Genomic DNA, 19,141 nt, shown 5'->3' with positions numbered 1-19,141 from the left:
ACCGATTTCAGCAGGTTCGAGTTCAGTTCTTATGACTTAAATCTTCGAGCCCAAATTTGGTGCTTCTTTTATTTTGAAGCGAAAAATAAACCAAAGGCATAGTATCAAATGTTAGCCGTGAATCAATAAAAAAGCCCCTAGAAGGGGCTTTTTCTGTCGAAAAATTGATTTATATACAAGTTTTCATAAGTTTACTGTTGATTTTCTTTGTCTGTGAAAATCCCAGCAAATAGGGCAGTACTTAGGTAACGCTCACCAGAGCTTGGAAGTACGGTTACGATAGTTTTTCCAGTAAATTCAGGCAGTTCCGCGATCTTGTTGGCGGCTACAACTGCAGCACCAGATGAAATACCCGCAAGAATACCTTCCTCTTCCATCAGACGTTGAGCCATTTCAATCGCCTCTTCGGAGGTAACAGTGACTACTTTGTCGACAAGTTCTAGATCTAAGTTTCCAGGAATAAAACCGGCGCCGATACCTTGGATTTTATGCGGTGCTGGTTGCACGTCTTCACCCGCAAGTACCTGGCTGATCACTGGAGACTCTGCTGGCTCAACTGCAACTGAAGTAATCGCTTTGCCTTGAGTCTTTTTAATGTAGCGGCTAGTACCAGTGATAGTACCGCCAGTACCTACACCAGAAACGAATACGTCGATCTCGCCGTCTGTAGCTTCCCAGATCTCAGGACCTGTAGTTTGCTCGTGGATAGCAGGGTTTGCTGGGTTGTTGAACTGTTGCAGAAGAAGCGTGCTTTCAGGATTAGCCGCTACGATCTCTTCTGCTTTGGCGATAGCGCCTTTCATACCTTTCGCCGCTTCAGTTAGCTCTAGGTTGGCACCTAGCGCTTTAAGAAGTTTACGGCGCTCTAGGCTCATTGATTCAGGCATGGTTAGGGTTAGCTTGTAGCCGCGAGCAGCAGCAACGAAAGCTAGTGCGATACCTGTGTTACCACTGGTTGGTTCTACAATTTCGATGCCTTGCTTTAGTTTGCCTTGCTTCTCTGCTTCCCAAATCATGTTAGCACCGATACGACACTTAACGCTGAAGCTTGGGTTACGCGCTTCAACCTTAGCTAGCACGTTGCCTTTACTGACTCGGTTTAGACGAACCAGTGGAGTGTTACCTATGGTAAGGGAGTTATCATCGTAAATTTTGCTCATTGCTCTATGTCCTTGTGCATGTTTGGTGCGAAGTCTTATACCCATCCAGAATAAGACGCAACATATCAGTGATAAAGTAATAAAAGGTTATATCTAATAGCTAATGGGCTATTCGCTAATACCTTGTTAAATCTTGGAATTCTTAAATTCACAAACCCACATCACCGTAGCACCACATACTGCAATAGGCATGACTACTAGGTTAAGTATAGGAATAGCGGTGAACAGAGAGACCAAGGCGCCAAACCCATAGGCTTTGGACTGCTTTTGTTTGAGCTGCATGCGCATGCTATTGAAGTCGATCTTGTGGTTATCGAAGGGGTAGTCACAGTATTGAATGGCGAGCATCCAACTGGTGAAGATAAACCATACGAACGGGGCGATAGTCTGACCAAATGCAGGGATCAGTAAAAGTAGGAACAAACCTAGAGCCTTGGGTAGTAAGTACACTAACTTACGCCATTCACGAGCCATGATTCTTGGCACATCCTTGACTAAATCCGCCCAACCTTGGTCTATCATTCCTTGCGGACTCAGCCTCTGTTCCACCTTTTCTGCCAGCAGTCCACAAAATGGAGCTGCAATAAAATTGGCTAAGGTACTAAAAAAGTACGAGAAGGTGGCTAAGATGGTAAGAGCAAGCAAAGGCCACAGGATGTAAGTTAACCAGTCTAGAAACTCTGGCAGACCACCTATCCACTGTTCAATCCAGCTATTTAGGTTGGAGAACAGATAGAAAAGGGCAGAGCCTATGAGTAGCACGTTAATGAGCAGAGGCATAAACACGTAGCGTCGCAGACCAGGCTGCATAGCCATCTTAGCCCCGGCGAAGAAATAGCCGAATCCACTTCGTGACTGAGGGTGTAGAGAGGTAGAATGATGCGACATGGTGTCTTCCTGTGACCCAGTTTGTAGTAATTTGAGCCTAATATATGAAAAGCGTGCTCAAAATCACAGCATAAAATGAGCAAGAACTACTAAAAGATTCAAATCTTTACATGAGTTTTGTTAAAGTAGATTCAACCACTCATGGGTATCTGACCAAGGTAAAGCAGAGAGCAAAAAATGCAGGAATTGCGAATCGTACTCATCGTAGTAGGCGTGCTAGCCATAGCTGGCCTACTGATTCACGGATTATGGACCAATCGCCGAGAGCAAAGCGGCAAGTTTTCTGATAAACCATTGGGTAAACTTGAAACCGAATCAACCGACTCAGCGCCTGCTGAAGAGACAGTAGCTAAGCAAGAAATTGCGGATGACGACTTCGAGGTTGTGAAGAAGGTTTCCAAGAGCAGTAAACAAGAGCCAAGCTTTGGCGCGATGGACAATGACTATTCTGATCCGCTTCTGGACTCTGAACCAGAAACAATTACAGATTCAGACCAAGAAGAGCCAATCAAGCCCAAACACATGAAGGCAGACGACCTTCCAACTATTACCATTAGCTCAGATGCTTACTCCAAGCATATGGACGATGATCTTCCTTCTGTTAGTGCGACCGATGATTTCGACATCGAGCCAGAAATAGAGGTTGAGCCTGAGCCGGTAGTTGCTGCAGCTCCTGTAGAGGAAGAGCCTGAAGAGGAGCAACTAGAGGTGTTGGTGCTGCATGTTAAGGCAAACCACAATCAGCAATTTGTGGGCACGCAGTTGTTTGACAGTATGGAGCAAAATGGTCTGCACTTTGGCGCCATGAGCATCTATCACCGCCACGCAGACCTGACTGGTAACGACAAAGTATTGTTTAGCGTTGCCAACATGATGAAGCCAGGCTCACTGGCTCACGATGATCCAGAAACTTTCATAACCGACGGCATCTCTTTCTTCATGACATTGCCTTGCTACGGCGATGCAGAGCAGAACTTTAAGATCATGCTACACACAGCACAGATGATTGCTGATGATTTAGGTGGCAACGTTCTGGATGATAAATACGCGCTGATGACCCGCGACCGTATCGATGCCTTTAAGCGTCAGGTTCAGCAGTTTGAAGCCAAGAAACGTGCAAAGCAGGCAAGCCAAGTCCTGTAGTGGTTCGCTAATTTATTGATTTATATATAAAAAGGCACTGTAAGGTGCCTTTTGTTTTGAGTAACACTATGTCAAAGACCATTCAACAACAACACCAAGAGCTGTCTAAAGCTCTTCATTATCACGCGGTTCGTTACTACGTAGAAGACAGCCCAGAGATCCCAGATGCGGAATATGACCGCTTGATGCGCCAGCTTCTTGAGCTTGAAGAGCAAAATCCTGAGCTAGTCACCGTAGACTCGCCATCACAGCGTGTTGGTGGTGCACCTCTAGATGGGTTCACTCAGGTAAGCCATGAGGTGGCTATGCTGTCACTGGACAACGCCTTCGATGATGATGAGCTACGTGCCTTCTATAAGCGCATGCAAGATCGCCTGAATCAGACCGAGTTGGGTGATTTTAGCTGTGAGCCTAAACTAGATGGTCTTGCGGTTAGTTTGATGTATGAAGATGGTGTCCTTGTACAGGCAGCTACGCGCGGTGATGGCACAACCGGTGAGAATATTACTCAGAACGTTCGCACTATCGCTACTATTCCACTTAAGCTTCAGGGTGAAGGCTACCCAAGCCGTCTCGAGGTGCGTGGTGAGGTATTCATGCCTAAAGCGGGATTTGACAAGCTAAACCAGCAAGCACTAGCCAAAGGCGACAAGGTATTTGCTAACCCGCGCAATGCCGCCGCAGGTAGTTTGCGCCAGCTAGATTCGCGCATCACGGCCACTAGGCCATTGAGCTTCTATGCGTACAGCACAGGCGTGGTTGAAGGTGGTGAGCTTGCGGGCAGTCACTATGAGCGCTTCCTAGAACTGAAACGTTGGGGTTTACCTATGTGCCCTGAGGTGAAACGCGTAAGCACCTTGAATGAGGTGATTGATTATTACCAAGCCATCATGAATGGTCGTGATGATCTGGCCTACGAGATTGATGGGGTAGTGATCAAGCTTGATGATATCGAAAAGCAGCAGCAACTTGGCTTCGTGGCGCGTGCTCCGCGCTGGGCGATTGCGTATAAATTTCCGGCTCAAGAAGAGCTGACTGTACTGAACGATGTTGAGTTTCAGGTAGGCCGTACTGGCGCTATTACTCCAGTGGCTAAGCTAGAGCCTGTGTTTGTGGGCGGGGTTACCGTGAGTAATGCAACTCTGCACAACGCCGATGAGATTGAACGCCTTGGGGTGATGATCGGTGATACCGTGATTATCCGCCGCGCGGGTGATGTTATTCCTCAGGTGACGGGTGTAGTTATGGATCGCCGTCCAGAGTCTGCCAAAGCCGTAGTGTATCCAACCCAGTGCCCTGTGTGTGGCTCGGATGTAGAGCGCGTTGAGGGTGAGGCAGTATCACGCTGTACTGGTGGCCTAGTCTGCTCGGCTCAGCGCAAGCAAGCCCTTAAGCACTTTGTATCCCGCAAAGCGATGGATGTAGACGGTCTAGGTGACAAGGTGGTGGAACAGCTAGTGGATAAAGAGATGGTGGAAACACCAGCAGATCTCTTTAAGCTAAGTGCAGGTCGCATTACCGTGTTGGATCGTATGGGGCCAAAATCAGCACAGAACGTGGTAGATGCCTTAGAGAAATCAAAGCAAACCACACTGCCTCGTTTCTTGTTTGCTCTTGGTATTCGTGAGGTCGGTGAAGCGACGGCCGCAAACCTAGCGCAACACTTTAAGACCCTAGAAGCTATCGAAAAGGCAGAGACAGAGCAGCTTATCGAGGTGGATGATGTTGGCACTGTAGTGGCTGAGCACGTGCATGCTTTCTTTGCTCAGCAGCGCAACCAAGACGTCATTCGTGAGCTGGTGGAACTTGGTATCCACTGGCCAGAGATTGAAGAAATCGCGAGCCCAGATGAATTGCCTCTTGCGGGTATGACAGTGGTGCTAACCGGTACCTTGTCTCAGCTTAACCGAAGCGATGCGAAGGCAGCCCTGCAGAAGATGGGCGCTAAGGTGACCGGCAGTGTTTCTAAGAAGACAGATATCCTGTTCGCTGGTGCGAATGCTGGTTCGAAGTTAGCTAAGGCAACAGACCTCGGTGTCGAGGTGCAAACGGAAGAGCAACTGCTGGAGCTTGCTCAGAAACACAACGCATTGACCTAACGCTAAGTTTTGAGTTAAAACGCTTGGTGCTCTCATCAAGCGTTTTTTTATGCCTGAAATTTAGGCGGGACTTTTTTATTCCCCCATCTGCTACCATTATGGCTAAATGTCTGAAAATAAGATTATTTTTAGATTTTTACTGAGCCTTAAAGCTCTATATCCCTTACCCATCAAGGCATCCGATACGGATCTTCTATGTCCCGCTATGAGCCAATTCGTATCTGCTTAACCTCAATAAGGATCATTGAGGTTAAATGATTTCCACTCGCAGCTTCTACCGCCTAGTTTCTAATCAAATTAGAAACTGCAAAAAAATCGTTAACCATAGAAGGAAACTTGTAATGCGATTTATTCAAAAGAAGTTAGCGTTTCAAATAGGCTTAGTCTGTGCGTCACTTAGCGGTGCGTATGTGGCTCCGGTATCGGCTCACGGATATATGGAATATCCGCAGGACTACGCCAATAGTTGTTTTAAAGGAAGCACCACGGATTCTGAGCTGTGTAATGACACAGTGTCCAATCAAAAAAATGAGATAAACAACACCCCAGGCGGTGACCATAAAGCGGTTATTGCTGATGGACAGCTCTGCTCGGCTTCAAAGGGTGGCGTGTATTCGGTTCTCGATGTACCGAGTGCAAATCGTTATGCCACAGAGCTTGAGTTGGACGCAAACGGCGAGTTTGAGATCGTCTATACCCATACCGCTCCGCATCGAACCTGGTATTGGGATATCTTCGTGACCCGTGATGGCTTTGACCCAGATACCGAGGTATTGACCTGGGATGACCTTGAGCGTTTGACGGTCATTGACGGCTATGGAGAAGAGCCAAATGCTACTGAAACCTTTAAGGTGAAGTGGCCAGAGGGTAAAACCGGAAAACACGTTATCTATCAGGTGTGGCAACGTCCTGATGTAAGCCATACCCATCACGAGGTGCTAGGCGCTCCGCCTGAGAATGTCTGGGATAGCCCTGAGGCATTCTACAGCTGCGCCAATGTCATCGTGGGTGACCATAACCCTGCCCCTGAACCAGATAAATCACCTTGGGTGAAGAGTGAAGCCTTCGCTACCGAAAGCTTTGAGGTTGCCGCAGGTGATCGTGTGAAAGCTCGCCTGATGCACAGCAACTCAGAAGAGTTCGAGGTATTCCAAGATATTACCTCTAGCAATGAAAACGATGATATCTGGAAGCTGGATTTAGCTAGGGCTATCAATGATAACCCGACTATCTCAGAATACGTTCAGGTTGGCGTATTAAACGATGATGGTGAGGTTGAGCTGAGTGACGACCCAGCGAAAAACTATATCCACTATGTGAGCAAGGAATGGTCGCATCTAGTTGAGAAGCTTGAACAAGATGGCAGTGACACCTCTATAGCCTGGGTCAATGGCGAATCTCAATATGAGTTAGCAGAGGGTGAAGCCCTATCTATTCCTGTGGAAGTGGCGGTTGAGAACGGTGAGCAAGATATTTACGACTTCACCGTGATCATGAAAGCCGTGGGTGAAACTGAGCCTGAGCAGGTTGTATCGGGCACCACAGATGCACTAGTAAGCTTGCAGGTGAGTGAGTTAGGCGAGTATACGGTGCGTGTTACCGGTCGAGTTGACGGTGCTCTAGAGCAGGCAAACTATGAGTTCTCCGTTATAACTGAACAAGGAGATATCGAATACGACTATCTATATCCGGAAGGCTTTGGAAACTATGTCGCTGGGGATGTGGTGAAATTTGAAGGTGAGGGCATCTATGAATGTTATGGCCCTTGGGCTGCCCATTGTAATGATGAAGCCTTCTTGCCGGGTGTTGCTAGCGATCCAAACTGGGTCGAGCAGCAGTGGAGAAAGCTGGACTAAATGATGATAGCCACCTGTGTTCAGGTGGCTTTATCTCTCTTGATTTTAACCATGAAAGTGAACATCGCCATACTTCTGCTCATCATCAGTGGCGTGTGTTGGGGCAGTGAGCTAAGCGCCACACAGCAGCTGGGACGCTATCTATTCTTTGATACCTCACTGTCATTGCATAGCAATCGAAGTTGCGCCTTATGTCATTCTCCGACTCACGGCTGGAGTAATACCTTTAACAAAACCATAGATATTTATGGTAAGCCAAGCACTTTGAATACCCCATCTCTGCTCAATGTCATTCATAGGCGTCAGTTTTCACAGACCAATCCAAGGGCTACTGAGCTAGAGCAAGCCATCTTAAACCCTCTGTTCTCTGTTGATCCCCTAGAGATGGGTATGACTGTAGAGCTTTTGGTAGCTCGGCTAAGTCGTAAGCCCTTATATCTAGCAATGTTTGAGACAGGGTTTGGGGACTCTGAGGTAACAATTGAGCGCGTTGCTACCGCACTCGAGGACTACTTAAGCCTTGTTCAAAGCCAAGATACTCGTGTTCATCGCTATCAGCAGGGTCAACACAAGGCTCTTAGTGCACAAGAGTTGTTAGGGTGGCAACTCTTCTCTGGTGACAGGCTAAACTGCTCCAAGTGCCATGGTGGTGTCTTGTTCGATACCCCCAGCGACGAGCAAGAGCCTTTTCGGAACACGGGATTGTATGGCGCGCTGGATGCCGAAGGGTTTCCAAGTTACCCCATGGGTCAACTTGGTCTAGAGGGGCATTCGGGAAAGAAAAAAGACAATGGCAAGTTTCGTATCCCCTCCTTGATCAACGTAGCGCACACCTCTCCTTGGGGACACGATGGTAGCATTCAATCCTTGGAATCGTTACTGGACCTTTATGCCAGGGGAGGGCGCAAGCTCACCTATGGAACAAATCAAGGAGATGGTCGAGCACACCCTGCAAAGAGCGAATGGGTAAGCGGGTTTCAAATAACTAGACGGGAGCGAGAAGCACTGCTTGCTTTCTTGAATGCACTGTCCATTGACAGGGACTGGACGAGATACCCGTTTAACTCTCCGTTCTGTGAGCAAGCTGACTCATCGCTATGTGATAGATAGGATTTAATTAGAAATGAAGTTATCAAAAATAATGATTGGTCTGTTGTTGGCGTCACCGAGTCTGGTGTTAGCAGACGATAGTGCCAGAAATGAGTTTTTTGCTCGGCAATACCAGCAGCTTTGTGAGCTGATAGCTAAGCCTTGGAAAGTAGCAAATACAGCCGATGAGGCGGCTCAAATGAGCCTAAGCGTGACTGAACCCATTTCCATCGCTACGACCTTGAACAAAGCCGGTGAGGCTTATCTAGATCTTTCTATCGAGAACTGGGATGAGAAGCTAATTGTTTTTCATAGTAAGGGGCTTGATATGGATATTGCGGGTGCTGATGTTTTAGGGGCAGATATTGATAACCAGCAATGTGACAGTTCAAAGATGACGATTACCCACATCAATACTCATGAGTGGGGTAGCTACACCTTGGTGTTGAAAGGTCAGCCAAGCCAAGAAGTGACGTTAAAGATAACTAGGGAAACCTTGGATTAGTGAAGATTATTTATTGGAGTAGAATGGCGAGAAAAAACGCTGAGTATTTACTCAGCGTTTTACGTTTTGTTATTGCTTTGGCCTGATGTGTAGCACTATGCCATCGACCTTGTACACCTCAATGCGTGTGCCTGCGCTGATCTCAGTATCAGAGCGAGCCGACCATGAAGTGTCACCCAACTTAATGCGACCACGACCCTCAACAAAATCGTTCTCTAGAACCGTGGTTTCACCAACCAACTGCTTCGATCTTTGGTTGAGTGTCGAATCTTGATGTGCCTTATTGTCGCGCTTCGACTGATAGCGCCACCATAGCCAAGTCGTTACTAAGCTAAAGCTGGCAAAGCTCATCCACTGCATCTGCCAACCTAGAGGTAGGACAGAGAGCAGTGCCCCAACGATAAGGGCAGAAAGTCCGAGCCACAAAAAATAGCCTGCTGTGCCCAGTAACTCTACACAAAGTAGCACGAGCCCGAATGCGAGCCAGTGCCAGTGATTAATCTGTGAAAGAAGTTCGATCACGATTGAGCCTTATCTGATTTAAACATCTCAGCGATGCCAGCAACAGAACCCATTAAACCTGAAGCCTCAAGTGGCAGCATAACGATCTTACCATTCTCAGCCTGACCTATGCTCTTAAGGGCATCAGTATAGCCTTGGGCGATGAAGTAGTTCACAGCCTGCATATCACCCTGAGCGATAGCATCAGATACCATTTTTGTTGCTTTAGCTTCTGCTTCCGCAGCGCGTTCACGGGCCTCAGCTTGTAGGATAGCCGCTTGTTTCTCACCTTCGGCTTTAAGGATTTCAGATTGCTTGTGACCTTCAGCGCGAAGGATTTCTGCCTGACGCACACCTTCTGCCTCTAGAACTTCGGCACGCTTGTTACGCTCTGCCTTCATCTGCGCATTCATGGCCGCAGTTAGATCCGCTGGTGGTTGAACGTCTTTAATTTCGATACGAGTCACCTTTACCCCCCAAGGGTTGGTGGCTTCATCCACGATAGACAGCAAGCGCGTATTGATAAGGTCACGCTGACTTAGCATGTGGTCAAGTTCCATTGAGCCAAGCACAGTACGGATATTGGTTAGGGTTAGGTTGCGAATCGCATGTTCCAGTTCGGTAACCTCATATGCTGCTTGCGCTGCATCGATAACCTGCACAAAGCACACTGCATCGATAGTAACGTTGGCGTTGTCTTTTGAGATGACCTCTTGTGCTGGGATATCTAGCACGCGCTCCATCATATTGATTTTATTACCTATGGTATCCATGAACGGAACGATTAGGTTTAGGCCAGGCTGAAGCGTCTTGGTATAGCGCCCGAAGCGTTCCACAGTCCAGTTGCTACCTTGAGGTACGGTCTTGACCGCTGACATGATGAATACCACTGCCAGTACAATAAACACCGCAATCGTGATTAGAGTTGAATCCATGAGAGTTCCCTTAATTGGAATTAAGCATCCACTATACCTTCAACCTAAGGTCAAAAATATGTCTCAGTTATTAATTTGTAATAATAATCAATCTGTTATGCAAATGACTTGATACAAAAAAGAGGCGCTAAACGCCCCTTTTCATTCTAGCTGTGCCCCAATTAACAGGGGAATACGTCATTTAGTATAGGATTGAGTATAGCTGACGGCGATATTGCTTGGCGGTGCTGTTCTCTTGACCGAGGGCGGTCAGTACATCCATAAAGGTTTTACGCATCTCGCCGTCCAGTGCATTTAGGTCTTTAGAGATAAACGACCAGATAAGAGCCAAAGACTCTTCACTGCGGTTAACTTGATGGTACTGCAGGGCCAGGTCGTTTGCGATCTGAGCGTTAGTTTCATCTTGAGCCAGCTGCTGCTCTAGGGCTTGGATCTCAGGGCTGTTTGCCGCTTGTGCATGAAGCTCTAGCTTAGCAATTAGACCTTTATAGTAGTTGTCTTGATACTCCAGAGGGATCTTCTGCAACAGAACCTCGGCTTCAGAAAACTGCTGACCTTCAAGTAGGCAGTCTGCTATCGCGAGCTTTACCTCACCCTGAGCTTGGAGCTCTTCAGGTAGGGTTTTGAAGATAGCTAATGCTTGCGCGTGCTCCCCTTCAGACATCAGGCCTAGCGCTTGCTTTAGGTTAAGCTCATCTCGACTCGGAAGGTGCTTTTTCAGCATCTCTTCAATTGCCTGAACTGGCTGAGGACCACCTAAACCATCCACGGCTTGACCCTGATCGAACAGAGCGATAGTCGGTAGGGCTTGGATACCAAATTGCGCTGCGATGTTTTGCTCTACTTCGCAGTTCAGTGTTGCTAGGGTAAAGGCGCCGGCATATTGCTGCGTAAGGTGTTGCAGTTGTGGGAGGAGTTCGGCGCTCTCTTGACTCATTGGAGCCCAAAAGTAGGTCAGTACTGGTGTTTCCATTGAACCTTGAAGGATCTGTTGGAAGTTCTCTTGGTTCATTTCGACGATAAGTTGTGCCTGCATTATGAGTCTCTGCTGTGAATTAAGATAACTGTATAATTTATTGGGCTAAATCCTGAAATTTCAAGCGTCCAGAAACGCAAAAACCCAGCTAATTCACAAATGTGACGCTGGGTTTCTGGTCTGGATATTTGAGTATGGTGGCTATAGCAAAACAATAACGAGAAGCACAACCCCCACGCTTAACCAGTTAAGCTTGTTTAAAGACATGTTGTCTCCGACACCGATAACAAAATAACCGTGGATGCGTACATAATGCACACGTTTTATTACACTTTTATGGCGTCAAGAAATAAACAGCAAATTTTTTTCAGTTTGTGGATCAGTTAAGGATCTGTTGCAAAGCAGGTTGCAAGCGCGAATAGGTAAATTTGAACCCCATCTCAGTGAGTCTGACTGGTTTTGCATTCACGCTATCGAATAGTAAGCAGCTCGACTCTCCCATCAGCAGTTTCATCATAGGCTGAGGCGTAAACAGGAAGTGAGGTCTAGACAAGGTTTTGGCAAGGGTCTGACTGAACTCTTTGTTGGGCACGGGATGAGGTGCGGTGAGATTGAACACGCCTTGCGCCTGTGGACTCTCAATTAAAAACTGGATGGCGCGAACCATATCTTGGATATGGATCCAAGGCATATATTGCTTACCTGAACCTAAAGGTCCTCCGAGCCCCAGTTTATAAGGCAGTAACATCTTGCCTAGAGCGCCGCCGTTTGATCCCAATACGATCCCTGTTCTGAGCAAGCAGACACGAGTTTGATCGTTTTGCGCTTGCATGGCGATCTCTTCCCACTGCGCGCACACCTTATGTGGAAAGCCTTGCTCGGGATACTCGCTACGTTCGTCGACAGTATTGTGCTGCTGGTCGCCATAGATACCCACGGCCGAGCCACTGATAAATACCTTGGGTGGAGTCTCGCTGGCGTGCATTAAAGAGACCAGTTTCTCGGTCACGTCCCAGCGACTGTCACAGATGCGCTTTTTTTGCAGGCTCGACCAACGTCGGTCAGCAATAGGCTCTCCTGCTAGGTTAACTACGGCATCGAAGGCACTGAGGTCTTTCAATTCATTTAAGGATTCAATCAGGTCATAGGTGTTGCTATTGAGGTGCTTGAACTGAGCCCGCGCTTTGTCAGCACTTCGGGTTAAGACGGTGACGTGACTAGGAATGAGCTGCTTAACTAGAGCCTTGCCAATAAAACCTGTACCACCTGTGATCAGTATCTGCATTGAATCCTCTTCAAAGACTAGATTGAGATAAGCCAATGCCTCAAGTATAGAAGCATCCGGCAATGGGTTGATTTTGCACTTGGTTTACACCTTCAATTCGCGCCCGATGTCACATCGAGGCGTGTGAATATAAACCATAGTTAAAGTACGCACTTTTTGACCAATGAGATTGCTATGCAGGCCTTTATACGATCATTTATCGGCAGCATCCGAGACCTCGTCCCCATAATCCTTGTGGTGGCGTTCTTTCAGTTGGTCATTTTACAGCAGCCTCTTCCTAATTTTATCACTATTTTCAGTGGCTTATTTTTAGTTCTTCTAGGTCTGACCTTGTTTGTACTCGGTCTCAACATGGGGCTGTTCCCTATAGGCGAGAGCATGGCGCAGACCTTCGCCCGCAAAGGTAGCTTGTTTTGGCTGCTGTTGTTTGCCTTTGCTCTGGGTTTTGGCACCACCATAGCCGAGCCCGCCCTTACTGCAGTGGCTTGGGAGGCCGCAGAGGTGGCCGCTGAAGAAGGACAGATAGCGGCAAGTGAAGAGGGAATGGAAAAGTATGCGATGGGTCTTCGCATAACCATTGCTCTGTCGGTGGGGTGCGCCATCTTGTTAGGAGTAATTCGAATCATAAAAGGCTGGCCAATCCATATGATGATCATCGGTGGCTATTCGCTGGTGGTGATAATGACCTTCTTTGCCCCAGCGAGCATTATTGGTATTGCCTATGACTCCGGTGGGGTGACTACCTCAACCATTACAGTGCCTTTGGTTACCGCCCTTGGGGTTGGGCTTGCTTCGGCAATCAAGGGGCGCAACCCTTTGCTGGATGGCTTTGGACTGATTGCCTTTGCCTCCTTGCTTCCTATGGTGTTTGTCATGGTTTACGGGATATGGCTGACATGATCGAGCTAATGCTAGATGTCTTCTTATCTACCATTCGAGACGTGATTCCCATCGCGGTGATCCTATTCGGCTTTCAGGTCGCGGTACTTAGAAGACCGATAGCTAATCTCAAACAGGTTCTGATGGGATTTGTATTGGTCATCATTGGCCTTTCATTTTTTCTGGTTGGGCTTGAGCTTGCGCTGTTCCCGCTAGGGGAGATGATGGCGGTGCAATTGACTATGCCGAGCTTTTTGCAGCAGGTGCGCATCACCGATTTTGGGAGCTTGATGTGGTTTGATTACTACTGGGTTTATCTATTTGCCTTCTGTATTGGCTTTAGCACCACTGTAGCTGAGCCCGCTTTGATAGCAGTGGCTATGAAGGCAAATCAGGTTTCTGGGGGCAGTATCAAGGTGAATGGTCTCAGGTTCGCGGTGGCGCTCGGGGTAGCTTTTGGCATCACTTTAGGTTGCTATCGAATCGTCGAGGGTGACCCTATTCACTACTACATCATTGTGGGCTATTTGGTGGTAATCATTCAAACCTACTTTTCACCACCCATGATAGTGCCCCTTGCTTATGATTCGGGGGGGGTAACCACTTCTACGGTAACCGTGCCACTAGTCACCGCTCTTGGGCTAGGGCTTGCTTCGACGGTACCGGGGCGGAGCCCTTTGATTGATGGTTTTGGGCTTATCGCCTTTGCCAGCTTATTTCCCATGATAAGCGTCATGGGATATGCACAAATTACTAATTGGATAGCAAGGCGTCAGCCAAACAAGGAGGATTCCAATGCGTTTTAAATTGATATTGGCTTTTGTCGATGACAGTCGCACGGACGCGGTATTGGATGCGGCTCGAGAATCGGGTGCAACTGGTGCAACCGTCATCAATAACGCCAGAGGTGAGGGGCTGAATAAAAAGAAAACCTTTCTAGGTCTTAGCCTCGAAGTGCAAAAGGATGTGCTGCTGTTTGTGGTTGAGGAGCATTTGGCGCGAAAGATTCTGGAGAAGATAAGTCATGTCGCTGAGTTTGATGAACAGCCGGGGCAGGGCATCGCGGTTCAGCTAGATATTGAGGATGCGGTTGGGGTTGCCCATCAGGTAGCCAGTTTAACTAAGGTGGTTGAGAAAGAGCTATGAAGAGTCACAGCAGTCGAAAAGTAAGGACAGTTATGTCGGATACCTACGCCATAGTGGATGGTTTGATGACGGTGGAAGAGGCGATAGGTATTGCTAGGGAGAATCAGGTCAAGGCGCTCATCGTGGATAAAAGGCATGATGAGGATGAGTATGGTTTAGTGCTGATGAACGATATTGCTAAGAAAGTGTTAGCTAAGAATCGAGCACCGGCTCGCACTAATGTGTATGAGATCATGAGCAAGCCTGCGCTATGTGTATCTCCAGATATGAACGTAAAGTATTGTGCCAGATTGTTCGAGCGCTTTGGGGTTAGCCGCGCTCCTGTGGTGGAAGAGGGTCGAATCCTTGGTATGGTGAGCTATAACAATATAGTGATAAAAGGCATGGTGCTTGCGAGCGACCAGTAATTCTGGTCTCCCTTTTGTGCGCTTGCTAAAATCACCGCAATTCAAATCTTAGAGATGTCATTAATGAAGCTGTTTTTCGCCTCTGATCTGCATGGCTGCTTAGCCTCTACCGAAAAAGCCATCGCTGCCTTCAAACAGAGCGGTGCTGAGCACTTTATCCTGCTTGGGGATATTCTAAACCACGGCCCACGTAACCCGGTACCTGAAGCTTATGCTCCCGCTAAGGTGGCCGAACTTCTAAATCAATATAAACGCCAGATCATCGCAGTGCGTGGCAACTGTGATAGTGAAGTGGATCAGATGCTTTTAGACTTTCCGGTCCTCAGTGATTTCGCCCAGGTATTGCTAGAGGACGGCAAGCGCTTGTTCCTAACCCATGGCCACCTATATAACCAAGATAGACTGCCACCATTAAATGAGGGCGATGTGTTGGCACATGGTCATACTCATCTTCCAGTGGCCGAGAGCATGGGTGACTACATCCTGTTTAACCCAGGCTCAGTGACTCTGCCTAAAGGCGGCAATGTAGCAAGCTTTGGTGTTTTAGAAGAGAGAGAACTCAAGGTGGTGAGCTTTGAGGGAGATGTGTTGGCAAGCACTCACATCTAAACTCTTTTTAGGACGGTACAAGAGAAACAAAAAAGGAGGCTGAGCCTCCTTTTTTTATGGGGTTGATACTAAGACTCGAGAGCCGTGCCCTAGGCTAGTCAGCAGTATGGAATTGTCATTAACAATATCCACTCGGCGACTCTGCTGCGCATCGGTAATGAATACCTGTTTAATCATGCGTAGCTGGGTATCGGTAAAGTCTTGAGAATCGGCGGTTGAAGAGTCTTTAAACTCTTTAGGGTCGATAAGCAGATAGTTATCGCTTAGCTCCCAACGACCAGTTTCAGAAATGCTCATGGTTAGAGACACCTCTTTGTTCTCATTAAATAGCTGCATGCGCGACTCACGCAGGTAGTCGCCATTTGGCAGATACTTTACGTTTGACGTGATATGAACCTTGCTTAGCGGACCGATAGCATCGTCTGCTTGGTCAGACACAATGAAGGTATTCATATTGGTCTGCCACTCGCGAGAGGTTAGGATTTGCTCAATCTTTACATCACTTCCCCAGTACAACCAGCCACTAAAGATTGCAGAAAGGACAAGTATTACAGTTGCAGTTTTCTGATTCATTACTTACTTCCCTTCTTTGGCGCACAGATACGGCTTAGATCTTCTTGAGAAGCAACCAGACGAACCGTGCTGTTCTCAATCGTAAATTCTGGGCTGTGGATGTAGTTCAGGTACAGCTGGTGGTCTTGGCTAGCTGTAGCAATCACTTCCACTGGGTCTGAATCATCGGCATAAGCATCGATATAGTGGTTTACACACATCTCAATGCTCGGTAGCCAGCGAGCAAGATCAGGGTGACCTTCAGTGGTCTTTACTGGAATATCTTGCACTGTGGTAATTGCTCTAAACGCTGAAGGCGCAGAGTTAGGAATAAATATCGCAATCAGAGGCAGAACCAAAGCTAGAGCCAATAGAACGCGAGTCGGGGTATCCCAAGTGGTCCAGAATGGTGGTTTTTTCACCGTAGGTTCTGATTTAGATTCTTTTAGCTGAGACTGAGAGCCACTAGAAACCGCCGCTAGAGCAGGCTCACCTGCAGCGTCGTTTTGGGCCTCTTCTTGTACTGGAACTGGGGTAGTGCGCTCAACAGAACAGATCAACTGGTAACCGCGTTTTGGCACGGTTTTTACGAATTGTGGTGATTTTGTCGAATCCTTCAGCATCTTACGCAGGGTCGAAATCGCCTGAGTTAGACTTGAATCATCCACTTGGAAGCCTTGATCACGCCATACAAACTCATGCAACTGATCTCGAGTCACCACTTCATTTGGATGTTCACTAAGTAGGGTTAGGATACGACTTTCATTACTACCCAGACGAATAATGGCATCGTCTAAAGTTTGGTCGACCAGTGAGTTGTTGTTTGGATCAAAAATATACTTCTGCGCCAGTATGTATTTAATACCGATTTTACTCATTTAGTTCTTCTTTGATGTTCGTCTTTTCGACTTCCTTTCCCGCCACATTCATTCCCTATGAAATGTGTGTTTATTCGTGTTTTAGGACGAATAACCGGCATAGCATAATAAATTTTTATTTAAAAAACATTTTTTTTGTTGCGGTTGACCTTGAATTTACATTCTAAAGCCTTATTTCCTCTCTCATAGAGGATGCCTATTTCCCGCAATAGGTCCAAAAAGTACAACATGATATTGATTATATTGGAGTTAATATGAGCGAGACAGTGTCTGCTAACAAAGAAACTCGTGGCTTCCAATCTGAAGTGAAGCAACTTCTTCACTTGATGATCCATTCACTCTACTCGAATAAAGAGATCTTCCTGCGTGAGCTGATTTCAAACGCTTCAGACGCGTCTGATAAGCTTAGATTCCAGGCTCTATCAAATCCAGATTTATACCAAGGTGACGCCGATTTAGGTGTAAAACTGTCATTTGATGAAAAAACCAATACTCTGACCATCTCAGATAACGGTATCGGCATGAGCCGTGAAGATGTAATCGAGCATCTTGGTACTATCGCTAAATCTGGTACAGCTGAATTTTTCTCAAAACTTTCAGAGGATCAATCAAAAGATTCTCAATTGATTGGTCAGTTCGGTGTTGGCTTTTATTCTGCATTTATTGTTGCGGATTCAGTTACCGTTCGCACTCGCGCGGCTGGCACTGCTGCTGATCAAGCGGTTCAGTGGCACTCTGCAGGTGAAGGCGAGTACACCATTGAAGACATAGTTAAAGAAAGTCGTGGTACTGATATCACATTGCACATGCGTGAAGAAGGCAAAGAGTTTCTATCTGAATGGCGCCTTCGTGATGTGATCAGCAAATACTCTGACCATATCGGTATTCCGGTTTCTATCCTGACTAAAGAGATGGATGAAGAAGGTAAAGAGACTGGCGAGAGCAAGTGGGAACAAATTAACAAGGCTCAAGCACTTTGGACTCGCGCCAAATCTGATATCAGCGACGAAGAATACCAAGAGTTCTACAAGCACGTTTCTCATGACTTTGCTGATCCACTAGTGTGGAGTCACAACAAGGTTGAAGGTAAGAACGACTACACCAGTCTTCTATATATCCCAGCGAAAGCACCTTGGGATATGATGAACCGCGACCACAAGAGTGGCCTGAAGCTGTATGTTCAGCGCGTATTCATCATGGACGACGCTGAGCAGTTTATGCCGTCTTACCTGCGTTTTGTAAAGGGTCTGATTGATTCCAACGATTTGCCACTAAACGTATCGCGTGAAATTCTGCAAGACAACAAGGTAACCCAGTCTCTTCGCAGTGCTTGTACTAAGCGTGTACTAACTATGCTTGAACGCATGGCAAATAAAGACGAAGAGAAGTATCAATCTTTCTGGAAAGAGTTCGGTCTGGTGTTAAAAGAAGGCCCAGCTGAGGACATGTCCAATAAAGAGAAGATTGCTAACCTGCTTCGCTTTGCATCAACTCATGTAGACAGTGCAAATCAAACCGTAGGTCTTGCTGGTTATGTTGAGCGCATGAAAGAAGGCCAAGATAAGATCTACTACCTAACTGCAGACAGCTATGCTGCGGCGAAAAACAGCCCACACCTAGAGCAATTTGCAGCTAAGGGCATCGAGGTTGTACTTATGTACGATCGCATCGATGAGTGGCTAATGAACTACCTAACTGAGTTCGATGGCAAGCAGTTCCAGTCGATCACTAAAGCGGGTCTAGACCTAAGCCAGTTTGAAGATGACGCGGAAAAAGAGAAGCAGAAAGAAACAGAAGAAGAGTTCAAATCTGTTGTTGAGCGCACTAAAGAGTACCTTGGCGATCGCGTGAAAGAGGTTCGTACTACCTTCAAGCTAGCGAACACGCCAGCGGTAGTAGTGACCGACGACTTCGAGATGGGCACTCAAATGGCGAAACTGCTTGAGGCTGCAGGTCAAGAAGCACCTCAAGTGAACTACATCTTCGAGATCAACCCAGAACACGCTTTAGTGAAGCAGATGGCTGACACAGCGGATGAAATTGAGTTTGGTCGCTGGGTAGAGATGCTACTTGGTCAGGCGATGCTAGCGGAGCGTGGTTCTCTAGAAGATCCAAGCCAGTTCCTAGGTGCTATCAACCAGTTGCTTTCTAAGTAACCGATCTCGCTTTAAGTAATCGATTTCGCAAAATTAAACAAAGAGCCCTGATTTGTGGTAACATTCAGGGCTCAATT

19 protein-coding genes are annotated in these 19,141 nt (G+C 47.1%); 11 read left to right on the top strand and 8 right to left on the bottom strand.

All coding sequences use genetic code 11. From position 1 onward, the window contains the following. Positions 1-191: 191 nt before the first annotated feature. A complete protein-coding gene (gene cysK, locus Pcarn_RS10090) occupies positions 192-1,160 on the bottom strand; it encodes a cysteine synthase A (RefSeq protein ID WP_261833742.1) in 969 nt (322 codons plus the stop codon). Between the two features lie 126 nt (positions 1,161-1,286). Continuing rightward, complete coding sequence (gene cysZ / locus Pcarn_RS10085; protein WP_261833741.1) at positions 1,287-2,048, bottom strand: sulfate transporter CysZ; 762 nt, start codon at positions 2,046-2,048, stop codon at positions 1,287-1,289. Between the two features lie 177 nt (positions 2,049-2,225). On the opposite strand from cysZ, the gene zipA reads away from it, so the two are divergent. The 5 genes from zipA (at position 2,226) to Pcarn_RS10060 (ending at position 8,740) form a co-directional block, all read left to right on the top strand. Next, entirely contained in the window at positions 2,226-3,191 is a 966-nt protein-coding gene (gene zipA, locus Pcarn_RS10080; protein WP_261833740.1) for a cell division protein ZipA, read from the top strand. Positions 3,192-3,259: 68 nt separating this feature from the next. Next, on the top strand, positions 3,260-5,290 hold the full coding sequence (gene ligA / locus Pcarn_RS10075) for an NAD-dependent DNA ligase LigA (RefSeq protein ID WP_261833739.1): 2,031 nt from the start codon (positions 3,260-3,262) through the stop codon (positions 5,288-5,290). A 341-nt stretch (positions 5,291-5,631) separates the two neighbouring features. Further along, positions 5,632-7,146 carry a lytic polysaccharide monooxygenase gene (locus tag Pcarn_RS10070; RefSeq protein ID WP_261833738.1) on the top strand — a complete coding sequence of 505 codons (1,515 nt, stop codon included), beginning with the start codon at positions 5,632-5,634 and terminating at the stop codon, positions 7,144-7,146. Continuing rightward, positions 7,147-8,256 carry a cytochrome-c peroxidase gene (locus tag Pcarn_RS10065; protein ID WP_261833737.1) on the top strand — a complete coding sequence of 370 codons (1,110 nt, stop codon included), beginning with the start codon at positions 7,147-7,149 and terminating at the stop codon, positions 8,254-8,256. A 13-nt stretch (positions 8,257-8,269) separates the two neighbouring features. Further along, on the top strand, positions 8,270-8,740 hold the full coding sequence (locus tag Pcarn_RS10060) for a hypothetical protein (RefSeq protein ID WP_261833736.1): 471 nt from the start codon (positions 8,270-8,272) through the stop codon (positions 8,738-8,740). A 69-nt stretch (positions 8,741-8,809) separates the two neighbouring features. Here Pcarn_RS10060 and Pcarn_RS10055 read toward each other — a convergent pair whose 3' ends face one another. The 4 genes from Pcarn_RS10055 to Pcarn_RS10040 all read right to left on the bottom strand — a co-directional run bounded on the left by Pcarn_RS10055 (position 8,810) and on the right by Pcarn_RS10040 (position 12,437). Continuing rightward, entirely contained in the window at positions 8,810-9,262 is a 453-nt protein-coding gene (locus Pcarn_RS10055; RefSeq protein WP_261833735.1) for an NfeD family protein, read from the bottom strand. Then, on the bottom strand, positions 9,259-10,176 hold the full coding sequence (locus Pcarn_RS10050; protein ID WP_261833734.1) for an SPFH domain-containing protein: 918 nt from the start codon (positions 10,174-10,176) through the stop codon (positions 9,259-9,261). The genes Pcarn_RS10055 and Pcarn_RS10050 overlap by 4 nt, the downstream gene beginning before the upstream one ends. A 181-nt stretch (positions 10,177-10,357) precedes the next feature. After that, entirely contained in the window at positions 10,358-11,212 is an 855-nt protein-coding gene (locus Pcarn_RS10045) for a co-chaperone YbbN (RefSeq protein ID WP_261833733.1), read from the bottom strand. Between the two features lie 319 nt (positions 11,213-11,531). Continuing rightward, a complete protein-coding gene (locus Pcarn_RS10040) occupies positions 11,532-12,437 on the bottom strand; it encodes a TIGR01777 family oxidoreductase (protein WP_261833732.1) in 906 nt (301 codons plus the stop codon). 174 nt (positions 12,438-12,611) lie between these two features. On the opposite strand from Pcarn_RS10040, the gene Pcarn_RS10035 reads away from it, so the two are divergent. The 5 genes from Pcarn_RS10035 to yfcE all read left to right on the top strand — a co-directional run bounded on the left by Pcarn_RS10035 (position 12,612) and on the right by yfcE (position 15,478). Further along, positions 12,612-13,337, top strand: a complete 726-nt coding sequence (locus Pcarn_RS10035) for a DUF1538 domain-containing protein (protein WP_261833731.1) — start codon at positions 12,612-12,614, stop codon at positions 13,335-13,337. Beyond that, positions 13,334-14,122, top strand: coding sequence for a DUF1538 domain-containing protein (locus Pcarn_RS10030; protein WP_261835668.1), 789 nt, complete (start codon positions 13,334-13,336; stop codon positions 14,120-14,122). Before Pcarn_RS10035 ends, Pcarn_RS10030 begins: the two co-directional genes overlap by 4 nt. Beyond that, positions 14,112-14,462, top strand: a complete 351-nt coding sequence (locus tag Pcarn_RS10025; RefSeq protein WP_261833730.1) for a P-II family nitrogen regulator — start codon at positions 14,112-14,114, stop codon at positions 14,460-14,462. Before Pcarn_RS10030 ends, Pcarn_RS10025 begins: the two co-directional genes overlap by 11 nt. Beyond that, on the top strand, positions 14,459-14,869 hold the full coding sequence (locus Pcarn_RS10020; RefSeq protein ID WP_261833729.1) for a CBS domain-containing protein: 411 nt from the start codon (positions 14,459-14,461) through the stop codon (positions 14,867-14,869). The genes Pcarn_RS10025 and Pcarn_RS10020 overlap by 4 nt, the downstream gene beginning before the upstream one ends. 63 nt (positions 14,870-14,932) lie before the next feature. Beyond that, positions 14,933-15,478: a phosphodiesterase gene (yfcE, locus tag Pcarn_RS10015; protein WP_261833728.1), complete on the top strand. Its 546-nt coding sequence runs from the start codon at positions 14,933-14,935 to the stop codon at positions 15,476-15,478. Between the two features lie 54 nt (positions 15,479-15,532). Here yfcE and Pcarn_RS10010 read toward each other — a convergent pair whose 3' ends face one another. After that, complete coding sequence (locus tag Pcarn_RS10010) at positions 15,533-16,051, bottom strand: regulatory protein ToxS (RefSeq protein WP_261833727.1); 519 nt, start codon at positions 16,049-16,051, stop codon at positions 15,533-15,535. Then, positions 16,051-16,908, bottom strand: a complete 858-nt coding sequence (locus Pcarn_RS10005) for a winged helix-turn-helix domain-containing protein (RefSeq protein ID WP_261833726.1) — start codon at positions 16,906-16,908, stop codon at positions 16,051-16,053. The genes Pcarn_RS10010 and Pcarn_RS10005 overlap by 1 nt, the downstream gene beginning before the upstream one ends. A 254-nt stretch (positions 16,909-17,162) precedes the next feature. Between Pcarn_RS10005 and htpG the strand changes: the two genes are divergently transcribed. Beyond that, complete coding sequence (htpG, locus tag Pcarn_RS10000) at positions 17,163-19,064, top strand: molecular chaperone HtpG (protein ID WP_261833725.1); 1,902 nt, start codon at positions 17,163-17,165, stop codon at positions 19,062-19,064. Positions 19,065-19,141 lie beyond the last annotated feature (77 nt).

This window comes from Vibrio ishigakensis, assembly GCF_024347675.1.
In the GTDB taxonomy this organism is placed as follows: domain Bacteria; phylum Pseudomonadota; class Gammaproteobacteria; order Enterobacterales; family Vibrionaceae; genus Vibrio; species Vibrio ishigakensis.
The sequence above is the reverse complement of the archived record's forward strand: the minus strand, read 5'-3'. Positions and strand labels throughout refer to the sequence as shown.

Coding starts and splice junctions, on each gene's coding strand:
- cysK (WP_261833742.1), bottom strand. CDS start 1,160: ATGAGCAAAATTTACGATGATAACTCCCTTACCATAGGTAACACTCCA.
- cysZ (WP_261833741.1), bottom strand. CDS start 2,048: ATGTCGCATCATTCTACCTCTCTACACCCTCAGTCACGAAGTGGATTC.
- zipA (WP_261833740.1), top strand. CDS start 2,226: ATGCAGGAATTGCGAATCGTACTCATCGTAGTAGGCGTGCTAGCCATA.
- ligA (WP_261833739.1), top strand. CDS start 3,260: ATGTCAAAGACCATTCAACAACAACACCAAGAGCTGTCTAAAGCTCTT.
- Pcarn_RS10070 (WP_261833738.1), top strand. CDS start 5,632: ATGCGATTTATTCAAAAGAAGTTAGCGTTTCAAATAGGCTTAGTCTGT.
- Pcarn_RS10065 (WP_261833737.1), top strand. CDS start 7,147: ATGATGATAGCCACCTGTGTTCAGGTGGCTTTATCTCTCTTGATTTTA.
- Pcarn_RS10060 (WP_261833736.1), top strand. CDS start 8,270: ATGAAGTTATCAAAAATAATGATTGGTCTGTTGTTGGCGTCACCGAGT.
- Pcarn_RS10050 (WP_261833734.1), bottom strand. CDS start 10,176: ATGGATTCAACTCTAATCACGATTGCGGTGTTTATTGTACTGGCAGTG.
- Pcarn_RS10045 (WP_261833733.1), bottom strand. CDS start 11,212: ATGCAGGCACAACTTATCGTCGAAATGAACCAAGAGAACTTCCAACAG.
- Pcarn_RS10040 (WP_261833732.1), bottom strand. CDS start 12,437: ATGCAGATACTGATCACAGGTGGTACAGGTTTTATTGGCAAGGCTCTA.
- Pcarn_RS10035 (WP_261833731.1), top strand. CDS start 12,612: ATGCAGGCCTTTATACGATCATTTATCGGCAGCATCCGAGACCTCGTC.
- Pcarn_RS10030 (WP_261835668.1), top strand. CDS start 13,334: ATGATCGAGCTAATGCTAGATGTCTTCTTATCTACCATTCGAGACGTG.
- Pcarn_RS10025 (WP_261833730.1), top strand. CDS start 14,112: ATGCGTTTTAAATTGATATTGGCTTTTGTCGATGACAGTCGCACGGAC.
- Pcarn_RS10020 (WP_261833729.1), top strand. CDS start 14,459: ATGAAGAGTCACAGCAGTCGAAAAGTAAGGACAGTTATGTCGGATACC.
- yfcE (WP_261833728.1), top strand. CDS start 14,933: ATGAAGCTGTTTTTCGCCTCTGATCTGCATGGCTGCTTAGCCTCTACC.
- Pcarn_RS10010 (WP_261833727.1), bottom strand. CDS start 16,051: ATGAATCAGAAAACTGCAACTGTAATACTTGTCCTTTCTGCAATCTTT.
- Pcarn_RS10005 (WP_261833726.1), bottom strand. CDS start 16,908: ATGAGTAAAATCGGTATTAAATACATACTGGCGCAGAAGTATATTTTT.
- htpG (WP_261833725.1), top strand. CDS start 17,163: ATGAGCGAGACAGTGTCTGCTAACAAAGAAACTCGTGGCTTCCAATCT.